Annotated in this window: 9 protein-coding genes; 8 read left to right on the plus strand and 1 reads right to left on the minus strand. The window is 38.4% G+C overall.

What is annotated here, in order from left to right; translation table 11 throughout:
- The first annotated feature begins 48 nt into the window (after positions 1-48).
- A complete protein-coding gene (locus MS6x_RS12215; protein ID WP_482602420.1) occupies positions 49-2,448 on the plus strand; it encodes an ABC transporter permease in 2,400 nt (799 codons plus the stop codon).
- Between the two features lie 244 nt (positions 2,449-2,692).
- Positions 2,693-5,074 (plus strand): ABC transporter permease, encoded by a 2,382-nt coding sequence (locus MS6x_RS12220; protein ID WP_482602422.1) that lies wholly within the window; start codon positions 2,693-2,695, stop codon positions 5,072-5,074.
- Positions 5,075-5,186: 112 nt separating this feature from the next.
- On the opposite strand, the gene MS6x_RS12225 is transcribed toward MS6x_RS12220, so the two are convergent.
- Positions 5,187-6,362: a DUF3095 family protein gene (locus MS6x_RS12225; protein WP_482602424.1), complete on the minus strand. Its 1,176-nt coding sequence runs from the start codon at positions 6,360-6,362 to the stop codon at positions 5,187-5,189.
- Between the two features lie 461 nt (positions 6,363-6,823).
- Here MS6x_RS12225 and MS6x_RS12230 point away from each other — a divergent pair, with 461 nt between their 5' ends.
- From MS6x_RS12230 to MS6x_RS12255, 6 genes are all read left to right on the plus strand, one after another.
- Positions 6,824-9,208 (plus strand): ABC transporter permease, encoded by a 2,385-nt coding sequence (locus tag MS6x_RS12230; RefSeq protein ID WP_482602426.1) that lies wholly within the window; start codon positions 6,824-6,826, stop codon positions 9,206-9,208.
- Positions 9,209-9,247: 39 nt separating this feature from the next.
- A complete protein-coding gene (locus MS6x_RS12235; RefSeq protein WP_482602428.1) occupies positions 9,248-11,650 on the plus strand; it encodes an ABC transporter permease in 2,403 nt (800 codons plus the stop codon).
- A 28-nt stretch (positions 11,651-11,678) separates the two neighbouring features.
- The gene (locus MS6x_RS12240) at positions 11,679-14,039 is read left to right on the plus strand and encodes an ABC transporter permease (protein ID WP_482602430.1); all 2,361 of its coding nucleotides are present in this window, start codon (positions 11,679-11,681) and stop codon (positions 14,037-14,039) included.
- A gap of 206 nt (positions 14,040-14,245) precedes the next feature.
- Entirely contained in the window at positions 14,246-16,672 is a 2,427-nt protein-coding gene (locus tag MS6x_RS12245) for an ABC transporter permease (protein WP_482602432.1), read from the plus strand.
- 24 nt (positions 16,673-16,696) lie between these two features.
- On the plus strand, positions 16,697-19,111 hold the full coding sequence (locus MS6x_RS12250; protein ID WP_482602434.1) for an ABC transporter permease: 2,415 nt from the start codon (positions 16,697-16,699) through the stop codon (positions 19,109-19,111).
- Between the two features lie 67 nt (positions 19,112-19,178).
- Positions 19,179-19,904 (plus strand): head GIN domain-containing protein, encoded by a 726-nt coding sequence (locus tag MS6x_RS12255; RefSeq protein ID WP_482602436.1) that lies wholly within the window; start codon positions 19,179-19,181, stop codon positions 19,902-19,904.
- The last annotated feature ends 9 nt before the right edge of the window (positions 19,905-19,913 follow it).

Genomic DNA, 19,913 nt, shown 5'->3' on the forward strand with positions numbered 1-19,913 from the left:
AGAAACCGAGTCTTTATGTAAGAACTACATCCTTCAAAATAAACAATCATGTTCAAAAACTATCTAAAAATTGCGTGGCGAAACCTTTGGAACAACAAAGGCTATTCCCTCATCAATATTGGTGGCCTTGCATTAGGAATGGCCGTTACGCTTATCATTGGCCTATGGGTTCAAGATGAGCTTTCTTATAACAGTTATTTTGTTCAAAAGGATAAGATTGCCCAAGTCTTTCAGTCACAAACTTTTAATGGAAACACAGGAACCGGACCTGCTATTCCTAGGCCATTGGAAAAGGGTTTGCGAGATGGTTATGGTGACAATTTCAAACACCTTGTTATGGCCTCTTGGACAAATGACAGTTATTTGAAGTATGGAGAGAAAAGTTTATCTAGACCTGGGAATTATATGCAGCGTGAAGCACCCCAACTTTTTAATCTCAATATTATAAAAGGAGAAAAAGACGGACTTCGAGAGCTTAATTCTATCATGTTGTCTGAATCTACAGCTACCGCGTTATTTGGTAATGAAGAACCCATCGGAAAAGTTGTGAAGGTTAGTAATGAATTTGACCTTTCTGTTAGTGCAGTCTATAGCGATATTCCTTTCAACAATGCATTTAGCGATACTGAATTTATTATACCATGGGAAAAATATTTGGCTACACGTGAATGGGTTAGAAACGCAGAGGATAGTTGGGGGAATAACTCCTTTCAAATGTTCGTGCAAACAGCAGATAATACTAGTATCGCCAAAGTAACCGCTACTATTAAGGATGTAAAGAAGAATTTAGCGGAGGATGCGGCGGAGTTTAATCCCCAATTATTTTTGTTTCCAATGGAGGATTGGCATTTGAGAAGCAATTTTGAGAATGGGAAACAAGTGGGAGGCCGAATAAAGTATGTTTGGCTATTTGGAATCATAGGTGCTTTCGTGCTATTACTTGCCTGTATTAATTTTATGAACCTGAGTACCGCTCGTTCTGAGAAAAGGTCTAAGGAAGTGGGTATACGAAAATCTATAGGTTCAAGAAAAGGGCAATTGATAAATCAATTTTTAAGCGAGTCGTTCTTGGTTGTAGTACTGGCATATGTCATAGCGCTGCTCATAGTTCTGTTATGTTTAAACGGGTTTAATGAACTTGCAAGAAAAGAGATTGAATTTCCATGGGATAGCGGAATGTTCTGGATAGTATCTGCTTTGTTTGTCGTTTTCACAGCATTGTTGGCGGGCAGTTATCCTGCGCTGTATCTATCTTCTTTTAAGCCAGTGGACGTATTAAAAGGAACATTTAAAGTGGGACGCTACGCAGGGCTTCCAAGGAAAATTCTTGTGGTACTGCAATTTACGGTATCCGTTGCTTTTATTATAGGTACTGTTATTGTTATGCAACAAATAAATCATGCTAAGAACCGACCAGTAGGGTATGACAAGGAGGGTTTAATTCAAATACCCACCTTTAGTCAAGATTTTTCTGGTAAAACTGATTTAATGAGGAGCGAATTTATAGCTTCTGGAGCAGTAGTGGAAATGTCTACCTCTAGCAGTCCTACTACACAAATTTGGTCTAACAGAAGTGGATTTGTTTGGGAGGGTAAGCCAGAAGGGTTTCAGGAAGATTTGGCATGGACCGAAGTTTCTCCGGAGTATGCAAAGTCATTAGGGTTGAAAATTGTGGAGGGGCGTGATTTTTCTCGCGATTTCGCGACGGATTCCCTTGGGGTCTTAATCAACGAAACGGCTAAAAAATACTTAGGTATGCAAAACCCAGTAGGACAATTATTGAAGGATGATAGCGATGAAGATCCCAATCCGCCATTAAAGATAATTGGAGTGGTGGAGGACATGATTGCACAATCGCCCTACGAACCGGTAAAGCAGGCTATGTACGTGTATGACCGCCATGATAATGGTAGTTATTATAATTTACGATTGAATCCAAAACAGAGTGCCAGTCAGAACTTGGCAATTGTGGAAAGAGTGTTTAAGGAGCATTTTGCAGATGTCCCTTTTGAATATCAATTCGTAGATGACCAATATGGAGAAAAATTTGCGTCCGAAGAACGTATTGGAACCCTATCTGGAATCTTTACCGCTTTGGCTATTTTAATTAGTTGCTTGGGATTATTTGGATTGACTTCCTTTGTAGCAGAGCAACGGACTAAGGAAATAGGAGTTCGAAAGGTATTGGGTGCAACAGTATTTAATGTCTGGAATATGCTCTCTAAGGATTTTATAAAATTGGTGATTATTTCTTGTTTCATAGCAGTGCCCATAGCGTACTATATTATGAACGGATGGCTACAGGAATATCCGTATCGTGTGATTTTAAAATGGTGGATTTTTGCACTTGCAATGCTAGGTGCCATGGGTGTAACAGTAGTAACGGTAAGTTTTCAAGCCATAAAAGCAGCGAAACAGAATCCGGTCAAAAGCTTGAGGACCGAGTAAAAAGCTCCTTCGTTTTTTCAAGGGAGGTGGATTCGCTTTAGTGAAGACCGAGTGATTATGTGTAATACAGCTAAAACAAGTTAGACTGATTACTTCTAGAAAATGATAATTTTGAAAAATAGAAATGGATTATAAAAGAATGAATTAGCCGCCAGTAGTCGAAAGGAAACCGATGGAATATCCGTCCTAAAAACCTAATTTTAAAATAAAATAAGAAATAGTTAGCACCAGTAAAAAGAGAACTATGCTTTTAAAATACGCATTCAGAAACATAAGAAAACGCCCTTTTTTAAATGGCATAAAACTAGTAGGGTTGTCATTGGGCTTATGTGGTGTGCTATTCATTTCACTTTTGCTAAAAAACGAATTAAGCTATGATATTGGGCATGCGAATGCGGATCGTATTTATAGGTTAACAACCACCCATCCAGATGCTTTTGAGGGAAATCAATTTGCCCGTATTTCGGATGCTAAAATAATTCCTGAAATCACAGGGCAAATTCCTGAAATAGCAGCTTCGGTACGTTTAATGCCCTTGCGAGACAAGCTTATTTTAAAGGCCGAACAACATTATGCCATAAATCAGGCCTTTGCGGTAGATGATACCTTTTTAAGAGTTTTTGATGTCACTTTTATTGATGGAAACCAGAATAATGCAATATCCGAACCTGGTTCTGCAGTAATTTCTAAATCATTTGCCGATCGGATTTTTGGAGATGAAAATCCCATAGGGCAATTGATATCCTTACCTCCTGGTCATTACAACACCATAGAGACAAATTTTACGGTAAGAGGTGTTATCGAAGACTTTCCTCAGGAAAGCCATATGCATCCAGATTTGTTGCTTATGCCCGGACCAGATGTGATTTCCGGTTGGGCATATGTATACCTACTCTTAAAGGAAAAGACTACTGCTGGTACCCTAAACGATAAAATTTCTCAAAAATTAAACGAATATTACGGTGTAGAAGAAGGTGACGAAGCAAAAATGCAGGCACATACAACGAAGTTGAAAGACATTCATTTAAAATCCAACCTACTACGCGAAATTGAACCTAACGGTAGTATGTCCAATATATATTTGCTAGGTGTCGCTGGGTTAATTCTACTTTTTATCTCCCTTAGTAATTTTACGAGTTTAAACTTGGGTATGACAGGGTATTTGGGGAAATTTTTGACCTTGAACCAGATATTGGGATCTTCTAAACGGATTATGATGCGCTATTTTCTTTTAGAAAGTGCCGTCATTATTTTCGGTTCCTTACTTATCGTACTATTAGTTTCGTTTAAAACAAATCAGTTGATTTTAAATCACTATCAATTTAATCTACTAGAAGGAAACGAATGGTTCGCCCTTGGTATCATGATATTATTTGCTCTGTTTAGTATGTTGGCTGGTTTGCAGCCTGTATTAAAAAATCGATTTCAAAACTTCACTTTAGAAAAACGAATTAAGGGAGAAAGCACGGCGCAAACGCATAAGGTCCTTTTAGTCTCGCAGTTTGCACTGGCAATTGTATTACTAGTAGGTGTTTTTGTTATTTCACGACAGACGGATTATGCACTTGGGAACGCTATGGGAGCTGAAGAAGAAAACGTAATAGCTATTCCTTATGTTCATGCAGAGGTTCAGAAAGATTTTGAGGTTTTTAAGTCTGAACTGATGAAACAAAGTGCCATTAGTTCCGTATCGGCAATGATGGCTCCTCCAGGTGGCGAAACAAATGATATGTTCGCCTTTAACATGCAAGATGTACCCCATAAGGATACAAAATACATTGGCGTTTTTTCCTGTGATTATTCATTTGCAAATGTGTTTGGGCTACCTTTTTTAGGAGGAAGAAACTTTACAGAAAAGAATACAGATCAGGATGGCAACGGGGAGTATCTTATCAATGAAACGGCGTTACATTACTTAGGTTTTCAGGATGCAAATGCAGTACTAGGGAAAGATTTTGCCCTAATCTCCCCGGTGGAAGGGGTTCAGATTCCTAGTGGAAAAATTATAGGCGTTGTGGAAGATTTCCATCTTTCCGGGGTTCAGACTAAAGTGGAACCCTTGGCGCTTTTTAAAAGGGAAAACAGTTGGTTGGAAAATATTGTTATTTCCTATAAACCGTCCGTAAGAAAAGAAGCCATGGCAAATATCCAGGATACTTGGAAAGCCTTGTTCCCTAGTTACCCATTACAATATTTTCAAGTAAGCAGCCTCTACAAAAACGTCTATAAAACGGAACTTTTACAAAAAAATTTAATTTTAATTTTTGCGCTAATAGCAGTTTTTGTTTGTGCTATGGGTGTATTGGGACTATCCTTAATGATTGCGCAAAAACGGTTTAAAGAAATTGGAATTCGTAAGGTGAACGGTGCTACCATTTCTGAAATTTTGGTACTACTCAATACCGATTTTTTGAAATGGGTCATCTTGGCCTTTATTTTTGCTACACCAATCGCCTATTTAACTGCTAATAAATGGCTAGAAGGTTTCGCATATAAAATAGACCTTGGTTTGTGGATATTTCCATTGGCCGGCGGTATAATTGCACTCATAACCATACTAACGGTGAGTTGGCATAGCTTTAAAGCTGCGAAACAAAATCCTATAGAAAGTTTAAGAGCGGAGTAAAGAAGCCCATGGACTGTTCGGCGGGCTTTTAGAAGTATATAAGGTCTAAGTGGGGTATTCATCATGCGAAATAGAAACCGTAAATTGATGTTGAGTACTTATATCTACATCTTCATGAATTTTGATTTTTAAAAAGCTTCTTTTTCTTTTTTAGCATAAGCGCTGCAGATGTATAACCCCCTTCAGTCCCATCTACAAAATGGATGTGTTTGTCCTTACGGTCTTGCACATAGCAACTCATCACCGATGCGTAGGTGACGTGTATTCCGTAGCTTAGTTTTCCATCACGCTCAGCCATATCCAAGTACTCCCTTAAAGCCTCAATTTCAGAGGTGCTACCCTCTAAAACAGTGTTTATAGTACCATCTATCATGAGGGTATCCGATAGTAGGCTTATTTTGTCCAAGTATCGTTTACCCTCTTTAAAATATTTGAAATAAAAGGTACCCAAATAAGTATAGAACCAATTCCTTAGAAGATAACCTAATTTAAACTTTCCTATACGGGCAGTCATTTCCTTTCGTAATTTGGAAACAGAAGCGTCTAGTTTTAGTTTTGTTTTGGATATGGGCTGTCTTTCATCCATTGTGCCAAATATTTCTTGAATCTTCATCAGAACATCAGAATACACTGCAGGTTGGGCTCCATCATCATCACAGGATATGAGTAAGCATACTATTTTGTTGACATTTTCACTAGGTTTTACTTCATCCCATCGGCACTCCATACCCATAAGATTAACCGGAGTTGCGGGTACTTTACTAGTTGTTTTTAGTACAAATGAGTCCTTTATCACTTGTTCTGCATACTTTAGTCCGGTACCTAATACTATGGGTATGGTAAGGTATTCTGTAAGTTGATGTTTTGCAACTGCAATGGTATGCCCTGTTAGTACGACATCATTAATCTTCATATGTCCCACACGCAAATTCAAATAAAGATTTTCACTTACATGGGTGCGATAGTCTTCAAGTATAGTGCTTACACGTTCTATTATTTCAGAAGGAACTAAAAATGTAGCGCCATCACCACCAAAGAAGTAGGCAATTTTGTATGTTCTTGGCTGGCTTTTAATTTCATTAAGTACTGCAATGATGCTTCCTGTGGCGGCAAGATTTACTTCATTATGAAATCCATTTACAACGGCTTGCGTGCTGTCTTGTACATCTGCCACTACAACAAACCAGTCGTTTGGAACTAATTGGAATAGGTGCAATTGGGAAATGATGTTATGCAAAAACCCAGAATGTTTCGGTAACCGCTCGTAAAAATCATTTGTGCCTTTCATAAGCTGGTTACTTTGGTAATTCTAAACAAGTTTAGCGTTCTATGAACTAATTTTCTCTCTTCGCAAATGTACAGTAAACAATGTTCACTAGAATTTAGCTTATGAACGCGTTTTAGAGATTTGAGTTTGATGTTTGAAAGTTAAAGCTAGTTTTATATCAGATTTTCTGATCATCAGAATTAACTAGCCGGAAAGAGCATTTATAGATTGTAAAATTATTTTACAAAAACTGTCCATAATTTTTACAATAAAATATAAAACTTAAAATAAATTGGACTTAAATATCATGTTTACAGATGTTTATGAATATGGCATGAAGATCGATTTCTAGCTGATGGACAAAAGCACCCTACGTATGCAAACTAAATATGTAGTTAATACAAATTAATGGATTTCCTAGTTATTGAAGCCATCTGAGACACATGAAAGTTCAATTTAGGTAATTGTAAAAGAACATACTGATGCTACTGAATCACTTAAGATTATCGTTTCGTAACCTCTGGAAGAATAGAATGCTCTCCTTTTTAAATCTTCTGGGGCTGAGTATTGGAATAGGAAGTGTGTTAACGCTTATGTTCTCCACATACGCGTATTATATTGCCGATGATAATATCGTGGAACAAGAGCAAATTTACTACGTTAAAACCCATCTTACGGATGGCAACGACTACATGGAGGTCGCTTATCCGTTGCTCAATAAAATTAGTAGTACCTCTCCAGAAGTAGAAGCTGGAACCCATTTACATGGATGGGGTAATGTTTGGTTGGAAGTAGATGATAAAGAATTTCAGAACGAGACGAATTATGCTGATCCTGAGTTTTTTGATGTTTTTGGATTGCCATTAAAACATGGAAATCAAAGTACCGCATTAAAGGAAAAGTATTCTATTGTTTTAACAGACAAGGTAAGCCAACAATTATTTGGAGATGCGAATCCGGTTGGGAAATCCCTGATAGCTGCAGATACCCTAAGCCTTACGATAACGGGTGTTTTGGAACCTATAAGTCCCTATTCTTCTTTTAGACTGGGTGTTTTACTACCGAATACCTTATTAAGAGATAACCCTGGGTTTAAACGACAAGTGAATTGGGGCGATAGTTTTTCGCCGATATTTCTAAAATTGCGACCAGATGCCGATATTGCTCAATTAGAAAGTAGAATTAACAAATTGGTTCAGGATAACTATTCCGACCCTTCGGTTATTTCGCGAATGGAACTAATGCCACACTCAAAAATGAGGACGGATGCCATACCTGTTGTTAGCATCATTATTGGCGGCAACATAGCAACATCTTTTTTTGTGTTGCTTTTAGTACTGGTCAACTTATTGAATTTGAATACCTCAACCATGTTCAGAAGAACTAAGGATATCGCGGTACGAAAAATATTGGGTGGTAGTAGCAAGGGTGTCGTCACTCAGTTTTGTCTGGAAAATGGTATTTTAGTTTTGTTGTCCATACTAATTTCTGGAGGACTCTTTCTTGGCGTTTTATTGCCTCAATTGAACGGTGTCTTTGGTGCCGATTTTGGCAAGATAAATTTTAGCTTTGCAGATGATTACCCTGTGGTCTTGGGCGCTATTGCTCTAGGTATAGCAGTGACCCTTGTGGTGGGTGTATTGCCTACTTTACGATTTGTATCGCTACCTGTTTCCCAAGGTATTAAGGGTAAAATAGATAGTGCAAAAGGAAATTTTTTCTTTAAAAATGCTTTTATCATTCTTCAGTTTTCGATCGCCATTCTTTTTATATGTATCGCAATTATTTTAAACCAGCAAATAGGGTTTATGAAAAAGGCTGACCTGGGTTTTGAACGCGAAAATGTCATCGTGGGGAATATCGATTTGGATTATAAAGATTTGGATGCTGCCAACTCTGGTTTCAATGCCCTGCTGGACGATTTAAAAGCGAATCCGTATGTAACCAATGTCAGTACGAGTCAGGCCGTACCATCTGATTATTATTTTAACTATACCAGTTTCTACGATCCAAACACCGATACCGATGTGCGCATTCGTCGCTCTTATACCGATGATGGCTACCTTAAAACGCTTAACATTCCTATCGTGGAAGGTAGGGATTTTGACAGCGCCTTGGACAATGGAGAGGAACGCTCTGTGATTATAAATCGCAGCGCAATGGAAGCTTTTGGATGGAACTCCATAGAAGGAAAGCGACTTAACGGGAAAAACAGTGATTCTAAGGGTCATCGGATTGTTGGGGTCATGGAAGATTTTCACTATCAAGACTTGCAGAATGTTGTAGAACCTTTGGTACACTATTACACCGACGAAAAAGAGTTGGCGGCGCATCGCTACCTATCCGTCCGTGTGATAGAAGGACAGGAAAAAGGGGTACAAGATATCATTGCAGCTGCCTTTGCTAAAATTGATTCTAGAAAAACCTTTGCCCAAAGTTTTCTGACAGAAAAAGTAAGTGGACAATACCGCTTGATAGAAGGCATGCTGAAAACAGTAAATATCGTTGCACTTTTAACCATTTTCATTTCTTGTTTGGGAATGTTCGGACTCATTTCCTTCATGGCAAAAAGGAGAATTAAGGAAATAGGTATACGCAAGGTCTTAGGTGCTGGGGTGCTAAAAATAGTGGTATTGTTATCCAGAGATTATATTATTCTGGTGGGTATTGCAGCATTGGTCGCTTTCCCCATAGCTTGGTATATGATGAATGCATGGCTGGGTAGTTTTGCCTACAGTATATCCATACAATGGTGGATGTTCGCACTAGCCGGGGTAATAGCACTTTTGATTACGTCGCTGACCTTGAGTGTACAGGCAATAAAATCGGCTACCGTAAATCCTGTGAAGAGTTTGCGGACAGAGTAATATGTAATTGAAAGGTTATAATTCGTTTAAAAATAAAATATGCTAAGTACAAGTTTAAAAATCGCGTTTAGAGGTTTCTTTAGAAATCGATTTTTTACTCTTTTTAATTTATTAAGTCTTGTAGCTGGGCTTTTTGTTGCATTCGTGGCTATTGGGTATATCGATTTTGAAAGGAGTTACGACCAATTTCATGAAAATTCAGAAAATATTTACAGGGTGGGGTGGACGTATCGTTCACAAGACTATAGTGTTTTAGGCTTTGAAAATGATGCTGACGAAAAGCAACTCAATGTAGTAAACGGTTTCAATAAAATTCCCGGAGTTGAAAATGTGGCACAGTTCATTACCTCCGATAATCTGGAATTTATAGAATGGCAGGGAAATCGGGTACAGGAAAAAGGATTTTTAACCACCAATACTCCCCAAGAATTCGCATCAATTTTTACGTGGAAACCTTTAATAGGTAGTCTTTCTGATTTTGGAACTGATTTCAATAAAGTACTGTTGACCAAATCTTCAGCATTAAAAATATTTGGCGATGCTATGGAGAATTCATCGGATATTATTGGTGATGCTATTACTATTGGTGAAGAAAGTTATAGCGTTGCCGCTATTATTGAAGATGTTCCAATGAATTCGCATTTCGACTTTTCTATAGCCATCAGCAATCCAAGAATAGCGTATTGGGGTAGTAGGGTATACATGGGCATTGCCGATAATATCAACTATAAGGAAGTACAGCAACGGATGAACCAAGATATGGCTTCGATAAATCCCTCGGTAGTGAAGGATCCTCTCTACAAAGAGCATTTCTTACAGCCATTGGAGGATATTCACCTAAAATCCAATATACTTTACGAGCTAAAGACACCTGGAAATTATTCCTTTATGTATTTAATAGGAGGCTTTGCCGTTTTTATACTGATCATTACATTGTTCAATTATGCCAATTTCACTCTAGCCATTAAATCCAAACAAGGAAAGTCTATAGGAATTAAAAAAGCAATGGGCGCAAAGAGTTTCGCGGTAGCAAGACAGTTTGTGTTGGAAGGCATTCTTTTGTCGTTATTGGCTATTCCTATTTTAGCCGTATTGTTGGTATTGATAATACCATCTTTTAATACCTTAATGAGTGTGAATTTAAGCGCTAATCTTTGGGACAATCCAATGACTTTCGTTTTAATAGTTGTACTCGCAACGACATTAGGAATATTGGCTAGCATTGCCCCTGCCGTATTCCTTTCAACAAAGAATGCCTTGAATCTTTTTAATCAAAAGTTAAAGGATAATCGTTTTGAGCATTTTTCTATACGAAAGTATCTAATTGTAAGCCAGTTTGTCATTTTGATATCCATTTCATCGGTTTCTTATTTTGTATTACAGCAAATGGAATTTATAGAAAACAAGGACGTGGGCTACAAAAAGGAAGGTGTATTGTATGCGTATACATCATCTGAAAAACAGGATATTTTTCAAGAACGATTAAGACAGGTTCCGTGGATAGACCATGTTGGCAATGGTTCTACTTTTGGTATAGGTACTTTTAATCAAACTACCTACAAATTAAAAGGCGTCGGTGAAGTTTTCGATGATGCCAATCAATTATACTTGGACTATGAAGCGCTAAAGGCTTATGGTATACAGAGTAGTATTACCCAAGAGGATATTACTAGTAGAAAAACAATTATAAATAGGACGGCAGCAGAAAAATTTGCTAAGGTTAAAAATGTATCGGTAGAAGAACTTATAGGCACCACAGTAATTACCGAACCCGAATATACTTCTGAAGATGGGCAGGTAGGCTTTCCTTTTGTAATTGGCGGAATATTTGAAGATGTAAATATTTTTTCTTTACGGGAAAGGGTGGAGCCTTATTTTATAACGCTTTCCCCAAATGTTCGTATGGCTGGGGTAAGTATTATTTCATTTGACCCAAGTAAAACGGATATGGTAATGGATGAGATAGCGACGGTACATGAGGGTATCAATGATGTTTTGCCTTTGGAAACCGCGTTTTTAAGTCAGAACATTTCAAATCTTTATACCCAAGATAAGCAAACGGTGAATCTTATTTTTTGGATGAACATTTTAGCTATAATCCTGGCATCCATGGGCATTATTGGGATAACCGTATTTTTGGTCATCGCTAGAACAAAGGAAATTGGGATACGAAAAGTATTGGGTGCGTCTGAATTTCATATAATTAAATCTACGGTAAGGGAATATGTATTTTTTATAACAATCGCATTATTAATAAGCTGGCCCATTGCCTTTTATGGAAGTGAACAATGGCTGTCCAATTTTGCCTATAAGATTGAAATTCATCAGCTGGTATTTTTAATCGTTGGCTTGATAACTTTCCTCGGGACATCCATTTTGGTAGGAGCCGTAGCATTAAATGCTGCACAGAAAAATCCCGTCAAGAGCTTACGAACAGAGTAGTAAATGCATCAATCAAACAACAAAAATCATGCTTAAAAACTATCTAAAAATCGCTTGGCGAAATTTGATTCGCAACAAGAGTTTTTCGCTATTGAATATTGCGGGTCTATCCATAGGTTTGGCAGTAACTGGCTTGATTTTGATATGGATCAATTTTGAAATGGGGATTGATCAGTTTCATGAGAAAAAGAACCGTATTTATCAAGTCTATAACCAAGCTCAAATGGATGGGGAATTGTGGACGTGGAACTCTACACCCAAGATTATGGCACCAACCATCAAAAAGGACTATCCGGAAGTGGAAAGCGTGACACGCTACTTCTACGATATAGAATTTCTTTTTGCAAAGGACGAGAAGCGATTGAAGTCTACAGGCACCGTTATCGATCCGGAATTCCTGAACATCTTCACATTTCCATTAGTGGAAGGCGATAAATCAACAGTGTTGGAAGATGTCAATTCTGTTGTGATTACCGAGTCATTTGCCAAAAAATTGTTCGGAGATGAACCCGCTGTTGGGCAAATGGTCAAAGTCGACAACCAAGATAGTTTTATCGTTTCTGGAGTTTTAAAAGACCTTCCCAACAATACAGGATTTAATTTTGAATTCTTGATTCCCTGGGCCTATATTCATCAAAAAGGCTGGGACGATGAAAATTGGGGAAACAACGCTATTGCTACCTATGTCCTTTTAAAAGAAAGTACGGATTACGATAACTTTTCGGCCAAAATAAAAACCTTGCGAGAGGCTTATGATAAGGAATCTCCCGACATGGTCACTTTTTTATATCCTTGGTCACGGTATTGGTTGTACTCGGAGTTTGAGAACGGTAAGGAAGTGGGCGGACGTATCGATTTGATTCGTATGTTCGGCATTATCGCTTTCATTATTTTAGTAATCGCGTGTATCAATTTTATGAACCTAAGTACGGCCCGAAGCGAAAAAAGGGCAAAAGAGGTAGGTATTCGAAAGGTGGTGGGTGCAAGAAAAGGGGCGCTTGTTGGTCAGTTTTTGGGAGAGTCTATTTTAATTTCGTTTCTGGCTGCCCTATTGGCCTTATTGTTCTTAGTACTCCTTTTACCAACTTTTGGGGAGTTAATAGAGAAACCCTTATCGTTGAATATGACCAATACCGGATTTTGGTTGTCTGCCTTGGCGATTGTTTTACTCACAGGCATTATAGCGGGTAGTTATCCTGCCTTATATCTTTCCGGTTTTAAACCGTCCGCTGTTCTTAAGGGAACTTTTAAGAAAATGAATACGGCGATTACCCCTCGAAAAGTTTTGGTAGTCCTACAGTTTTCTGCCGCTATTATTTTGATTACCTCAAGTATTATTATAGGCCAACAACTACAACGCGTGCAAGACCGGCAAACAGGATACTCAAAAAATAATCTTGTCTATACCATGATTGAGGGCGATATGGAGAAAAACTACACTCTGATAAAAGAAGAATTATTGGCAACAGGCACTGCGGAATCGGTAACCAAAACCGGTTCGCCCATTACCCAAACGTGGAGTAATTCATGGGGATTAGAATGGAAAGGAAAACAGGAAGACAATAAAATACTGGTCTATAGACTGCCTGCGGATGATGCCGTGGTAAAAACCTTTGGGTTAGATTTGATTTCGGGTAGGGATTTTGACCTCGCAAAACATCCGACCGATTCTACTGCCATCATTTTAAACGAATCTGCCGTGTCCCTTATGAATTTTGAAGAACCCATTGGCGAGATGATCAAAGACAATGGCACGGATTGGCACGTTATCGGCGTGGTTAAGGATTTTGTAATGGATTCCCCATTTCAAAAAGTGCAGCCTATGGTTATAGAGGGAGCAAATGCTTGGTTCAATGTAGTACACATTAAATTCAATAGCGAATTAAAAACGGAGGATGCCTTGGCAGCTTCCGAGGTTATTTTCGGAAAGTTTAATCCTGAATATACCTTCGAATATGAGTTTGTGGATCAAGCATATGCCAAGAAGTTTAATAGTGAAAAACAGACCGGCACGCTTGTGAACCTATTTACGCTTATGACAATATTTATTTCTTGCCTTGGCCTTTTTGGCCTGGCCAGTTACATGGCAGAAAACAGAATTAAGGAAATCGGTATTCGAAAAGTGCTGGGTGCATCGGTTCAAAGTATCACTACCTTGTTATCCAAGGACTTTTTAAGGCTCGTACTCATTTCTATAGTATTGGCAGTTCCAGTATCCTGGTATTTTATGAGCAAATGGCTCGAGGATTTTGCCTATAGGATTACAATTTCTTGGTGGACCTTTGCTCTAGCTGGGATTTTAGCCTTAGCTATAGCTTTGGTAACGGTAAGTTACCAAGCGATTAAAGCGGCTATCGTAAATCCTGTGAAGAGTTTGCGTACGGAGTAGGAAGTCAATCTCCCATCTAAAAAAGAGAGCTACTTAAGAATAATGTAAAAATCCTATACAAATACTGTCTAAATATTGGACACTTATTTGGTGTTTCTTTTTAGAATATAAATATAACTATTTGATAGTGTGTGCATTGTGTGTCTGGCACGAAAATAGGTTTTACAATAGAGGGAGTGTAACCCAAAACCGCTTAAAACCAATACATGTACAAACTATTCCTAAAAATTGCAACACGCTATTTATTGAAGAATAAACTCTATTCTTTCATCAATATTTTTGGGTTGGCTATTGGTATCGCTTCATTTGTACTCATTATGCTCTATGTTAATTACGAACAGAGCTATGATAAATTTGAAGGGTCAGAAAATGTCTACCGAGCCTATATGGATTATCTAGAGGGCAACGAGTTTGTTGCGGGAGACGCCCAAACCTATAATTTAACTGGGCCTTCCTTACAGAAGGAATTCCCTGAAGTGTTGGATTATGTTCGCTTGTTCTATTTTGAAAAGATGACCTTTCAATTAGGAGATAGAATACTAGAGCAGCCGTTAGGCTCCTTGGCAGACCCAAGCTACTTTGATATTTTTAACTATCCGCTACTTAAAGGGGAAAAGAAAGATGTCCTATCCCAACCTTATTCTATTGTGCTATCAGAATCTTTTGCACAAAAATTATTTGGTGCTGAAGATCCAATGCAAAAAACAATTTCGGCCTATAGAGATGGAGAAAAAGCAATCCTTACCGTAACGGGGGTAATGGCCGATATGCCAAAAACTGCCCATTATAGAAATACATATTTAATAGCATACGAAACGGAAAAAACATGGACAGAATATGGTCCAAGAGCGCATGAATTAAACTGGAATGCAAATAACTATTATACTTTTTTGAAAATAGACCCCAATGCGAACCCCGTACTACTACGCCAGAAAATAATGGATAGCGATATTGAAGAAGATGAAGAAGAAAGGCACAATATTGAGCCACTTGAAGAGATTCATCTCTATTCGGACAAACCATATGAAGTTTCGGCAAACGGTAGTGTTACCAGAATTAAATTTCTAATGGCCATTGCCTTTATTATTCTTATTCTTTCGTGGCTAAATTATGTAAATCTTTCCGCAACAAAATCTATGGAGCGAGCAAAAGAGGCAGGTATTCGTAAGGTGTCCGGAGCGCAAAAATCACAATTGGTTATTCAGTCCTTAATAGAATCTATTTTATTAAATGTCATCGCTATTTCAATTTCTTTGGTCTTGGTAGCCATCTTGCTTCCATTGTATAATTTGATTACAGAAAAGGACCTTAGCCTAGGTTTGTCAAATATAGCTGAGCTAGCACCCTATTTCATGTTCATTTTACTGGGCATGATCTTGGCAGGCTTATATCCAGCAGTTTTATTAAGTAGTTACTCCCCAGCCAAAGCGCTAAAAGGAAAAATACAGACATCTTCGCAGGGTTTAGCGATTAGAAAAGGGCTGCTTGTTACCCAATTTTTAGCAACGATTGTGCTTTTAATCGGCACTATTGTAGTAACCAAGCAGATTAGTTTTTTAGAAAGTCAACCTATTGGCACCAATATTAAACAGGTTATTGCATTAAAGGGAGAGGTCGTCACGACGAAATCAGATTCGTTGTTGATCAGTGATTTTAAGGTTTTGGAAGGTGAACTTAAAAGGTTACCCTTTGTAGAAAAGGTTGCCATCGCACAAACTTATCCTGGTGATAGCTTTGATAATCTATCGTCTACCCGAGGTCTTATTCTACCAGATGGCAGGGAGGAGGATGATAAGCTATTCTATACCTACCATGTCCAACCTGAATATTTTGATTTAATGGATATTAATTTTGTGGCAGGCGGAACCTTTCTGCCATCTGCAGAATGGCAGGATAGGCAGGTCATTGTAAATGAGACTTTTCTTAAAAACATGGGTATTTCATCTGCAGAAGAGGTGTTAAACAAAACGATAGGATTTTGGGGATATAGCGAATGGAAAATTGCTGGAGTAATCAAAGATTATTATCATTTTGGATTAAAGAGTCCCATCTTGCCTATGGTTATTCGATATCAAAAAGATGTAAATAATCTGTTGATCAAGTTAAATCCGGCAGCTGCCTCGGTCTCCGGTTTTGACACTTCCATTGCACAAATAAAATCGGAGTGGACACGAATTTTTCCTAAAAGCACTTTTAATTATACTTTTTTGGATCAAAAATTCGAGGCTCAGTATAAAGAGGACAAAGCCTTTGGGGCTGCTTTTCAAACTTTTACTATTCTAGCAATACTTATAGCCGCCATGGGGTTGTTTGGTCTTACCTCTTACACTGTGGTACAACGCAAAAAAGAGATAGGCATTCGTAAGGTAAATGGAGCAACAATACCTCAAGTATTAGCCCTATTAAACAAAGACTTTGTAAAATGGGTGGGAGTTGCATTTATCATGGCAGTACCTATCTCCTGGTATGCGATGAATCAGTGGCTGGAAGGTTTTGCCTATAAAACATCCCTAAGTTGGTGGGTGTTTGCCATCGCCGGGGTAGCGGCACTTTTGATCGCCATGCTAACAGTAAGTTGGCAAAGCTTCCAAGCGGCGATTGCAAATCCGGTAGAATCGCTAAGAGACGAATAAATAGCAATCAAAAATCATAACACCATGTTTAAGAATTATTTGAAAATTGCCTGGAGGAATCTAACAAAAGACAAAACATTTACTTTAATAAATGTCCTAGGTCTTTCCGTCGCATTTGGGGTTGCTATTTTGCTATCAATGGCAGCTTTTTTTGATTTAGGATATAACAACTTTCATGAGAAAGGCGATAGTATTTATCAAGTATACACGCTAGTACAGACACCAAAAGGATCCGAAGCTACCACGAGTCAGCCTGCCCCGCTAGCCAGTGCTTTGAAAACGGAAGTGCCTGGGGTAGAAAACATAACGCGGTTTCTGGAGGAAGAAGCGTTGACTATTTATAATCAGAAAGAGCTTAATCTCAATGCCGTTTGGCTGGATGCTCCGTTTTTTGACATGTTTTCCTTTCCGGTACTTAAGGGTAATTCCAGTAATCCGCTACAACTAAAAAATTCAGTCGTACTAACAGAAAATACAGCCAATTCTCTTTTTGGTGCAGCCGAAGCCATAGGGCAAACTATCAGTATTCTAATAGATGGTAAAGAAGAACCGTTTACCGTTTCGGCTGTGGTAGGCAACCATGAAAATCAAAATACACTAGAATTTGATATTGCGATTCCTTTTGAGAATCATGCCGGGTACGCCGAAAATATGAATACTTGGAATGCACAATATCACTATGTTTATATGCAATTACAACCTGGTGTTTCTCCCAAACAATTCGAAAAAAATACACAGGCTCTTACAGCGTTGCACTATAAGGAGAATTCGGAACGGTTAAAACGCGACGGGGCGATACCAAATGAAGATGGCCAGTTTTTTCAAATTGGATTACTACCGTTTAAAGACGTTCATTTTACAAGTTTTAGAAAAGGATATGCAGAGGTCAGCCGTGTGGTACCTTATCTAATTTTTGGGGTTGCTTTGCTAATACTTTTTATTGCTTGTGTCAACTTCATCAATATGAGTATAGCAAAAAGTGCACAGCGTCTTCGTGAAATAGGAATGCGAAAGACCTTGGGAGCGCGGAAAAAGCAGCTATTCTTTCAGTTTTGGAGCGAAAGTCTCTTTGTTTTTTTGGTATCCGTAGCCATAGGATGTATACTTAGTTTTTTATTAATTGACCAATTTAAAACCCTATTCAGAACCAATATTTCTTTTGATATGTTGGGCTCATTTACAGTCATTATTGGATTTATAGTGGTGGTTTTTGCAATTACGTTGATAGTAGGGGGCTATCCCGCACTATTATTAAGCCGTTTGGGTACCATTCAATCTTTGAAAGGAAAAGTGGAGACCTCTGGCAGTAACCGAGTTCGAAATGTACTAATGGTCGTTCAGTTTGGAATCGCCATTTTGTTGATAAGTGGCACCTTGGTGTTGTGGGGTCAGGTAGATTATATGCGCAATAAGGATTTAGGATTCAACAAAGAACAGGTGCTTTCTTTTCCAATAGATGGAAAAAAGAACTCTTATGATGCGGTTCAATTATTAAGGGAAAAACTTGCAGGAAACCCTGATATACTTGGGGTTTCGGCCTCCGATAATAATCTGGGTAGAGGAAAGGACGGCAGCCAGTCTACTAGCGTCTGGGGTTTTGATTATAAAGGGAGAGGTGTTCGTACCCACGCTTTAACGGTTGATTATGAGTATTTGGAAACTTTGGGTCTGGAACTAGTTCAAGGCAGAAGTTTTAATAAAAACTATCCGGGAGATAGTCAAGCCGTAATTATAAACGAGAGCATGGCAAAGGAATTAGGGGAAGCAGACCCTTTAAGTGCGTCCCTTCCTATGGGCGATAGTCTTAGGTCTCCTGTCATAGGTGTGGTAAAAGATTATAATTTCCAGGATATTTCAAAATCAATTGAACCACTAACTTTTTTCTTGGATAGAGAATCTGGTCTGTATTATGTTTTTGTGAAGGTAGCTCCATTAAATATGGCAAGCTCTTTTGATGCGGTGGAAAACGCATGGAAGCAGATAGAACCTAACGCAGAATTTTTAGGTTCATTTTTAGATGAAAATATTGACAATACATTTAGAAGAGAAAAAAATATGGCAACCATGATAACTAGTGGTTCCATTATCGCAATTGCATTGAGTTGTATAGGTTTATTTGCCATGTCCTTGTTAATTGTTGCGCAGCGTACTAAAGAGATTGGCGTTCGAAAGGTATTGGGAGCCAGTGTTTCATCTATTACGGTGCTGTTGACCAAAGATTTTTTACAATTGGTTTTAATTTCGTTCGTGATTGCAACTCCCATTGCTTGGTGGTTTTTAAGGGAATGGTTAGAGAATTATGAGAATAGGATAGAATTAAACATCTGGTTTTTTGCAGTGGCCGGACTAGTGGCGATTGTAATTGCTTTCTTCACTGTTGGGAGCAGAACAATAAGTGCCGCAATGCAGAATCCTGTAAGAAGTTTGCGGGATGAGTAAAGCCCACAGTGCCCAAAGGGGAATCTAGAAAAAGTGAATAAAAGAACATCAATTAATAAACAGATCGATGATGAAAAAATTAACAACGATTATATTACTATTGGCATGTGTCACTTTTAGCCCTGCACAATGGGGTAAGGGTATAAAAGGCAATGGAAACGAAGTAACGATAGAGCGAGAAACAGGAGATTATGAGGGTGTCTCTATTGGTGGATTTTTTTCGGCAGAACTAGTGGAAGGCACGGAAGGAACGATAACATTAACCGGAGAGGATAATATTCTGGAAAATGTTGAAACAGAGGTTGTAAATGACACTCTGGTCATTAAAATAAAGGATAACAAGCAGTTAAGACCCTCCTCTGGCAAGACTGTTTTTATTTCAATTCCAGTGGAGCAAATCCATGTCGTTCGGCTCTCAGGCTCCGGTAAGGTAGTAGGTAACTTAAAATTGAAGTCGAATGCTTTTAAGGTGCAAAGTTCAGGTTCTAGGAAGGGAGAATTCAATATAGAATCGAATAAGCTTACTTTGGTTACTTCGGGCTCCAGTCATCTTGTGCTAAGTGGCGAATCGGAAGAATTGGACGTTACCTCCTCTGGTTCGTCGCACATAAAAGCATTTGATTTAAGCACGGACGACTTGGCTATGCGCTCGTCGGGTTCTTCGAACATTCGGATAACGGTAAATAATAGTATTGATGTGCGGTCCTCTGGGTCTAGTAATATTAGGTATCGTGGGAATCCTGATAAGGTTTCTAGCAAAGCGTCTGGGTCTAGTAAAGTTTCCAAGGAGTAATAAATAATT

It is taken from the genome of Maribacter sp. MS6 (assembly GCF_056839185.1).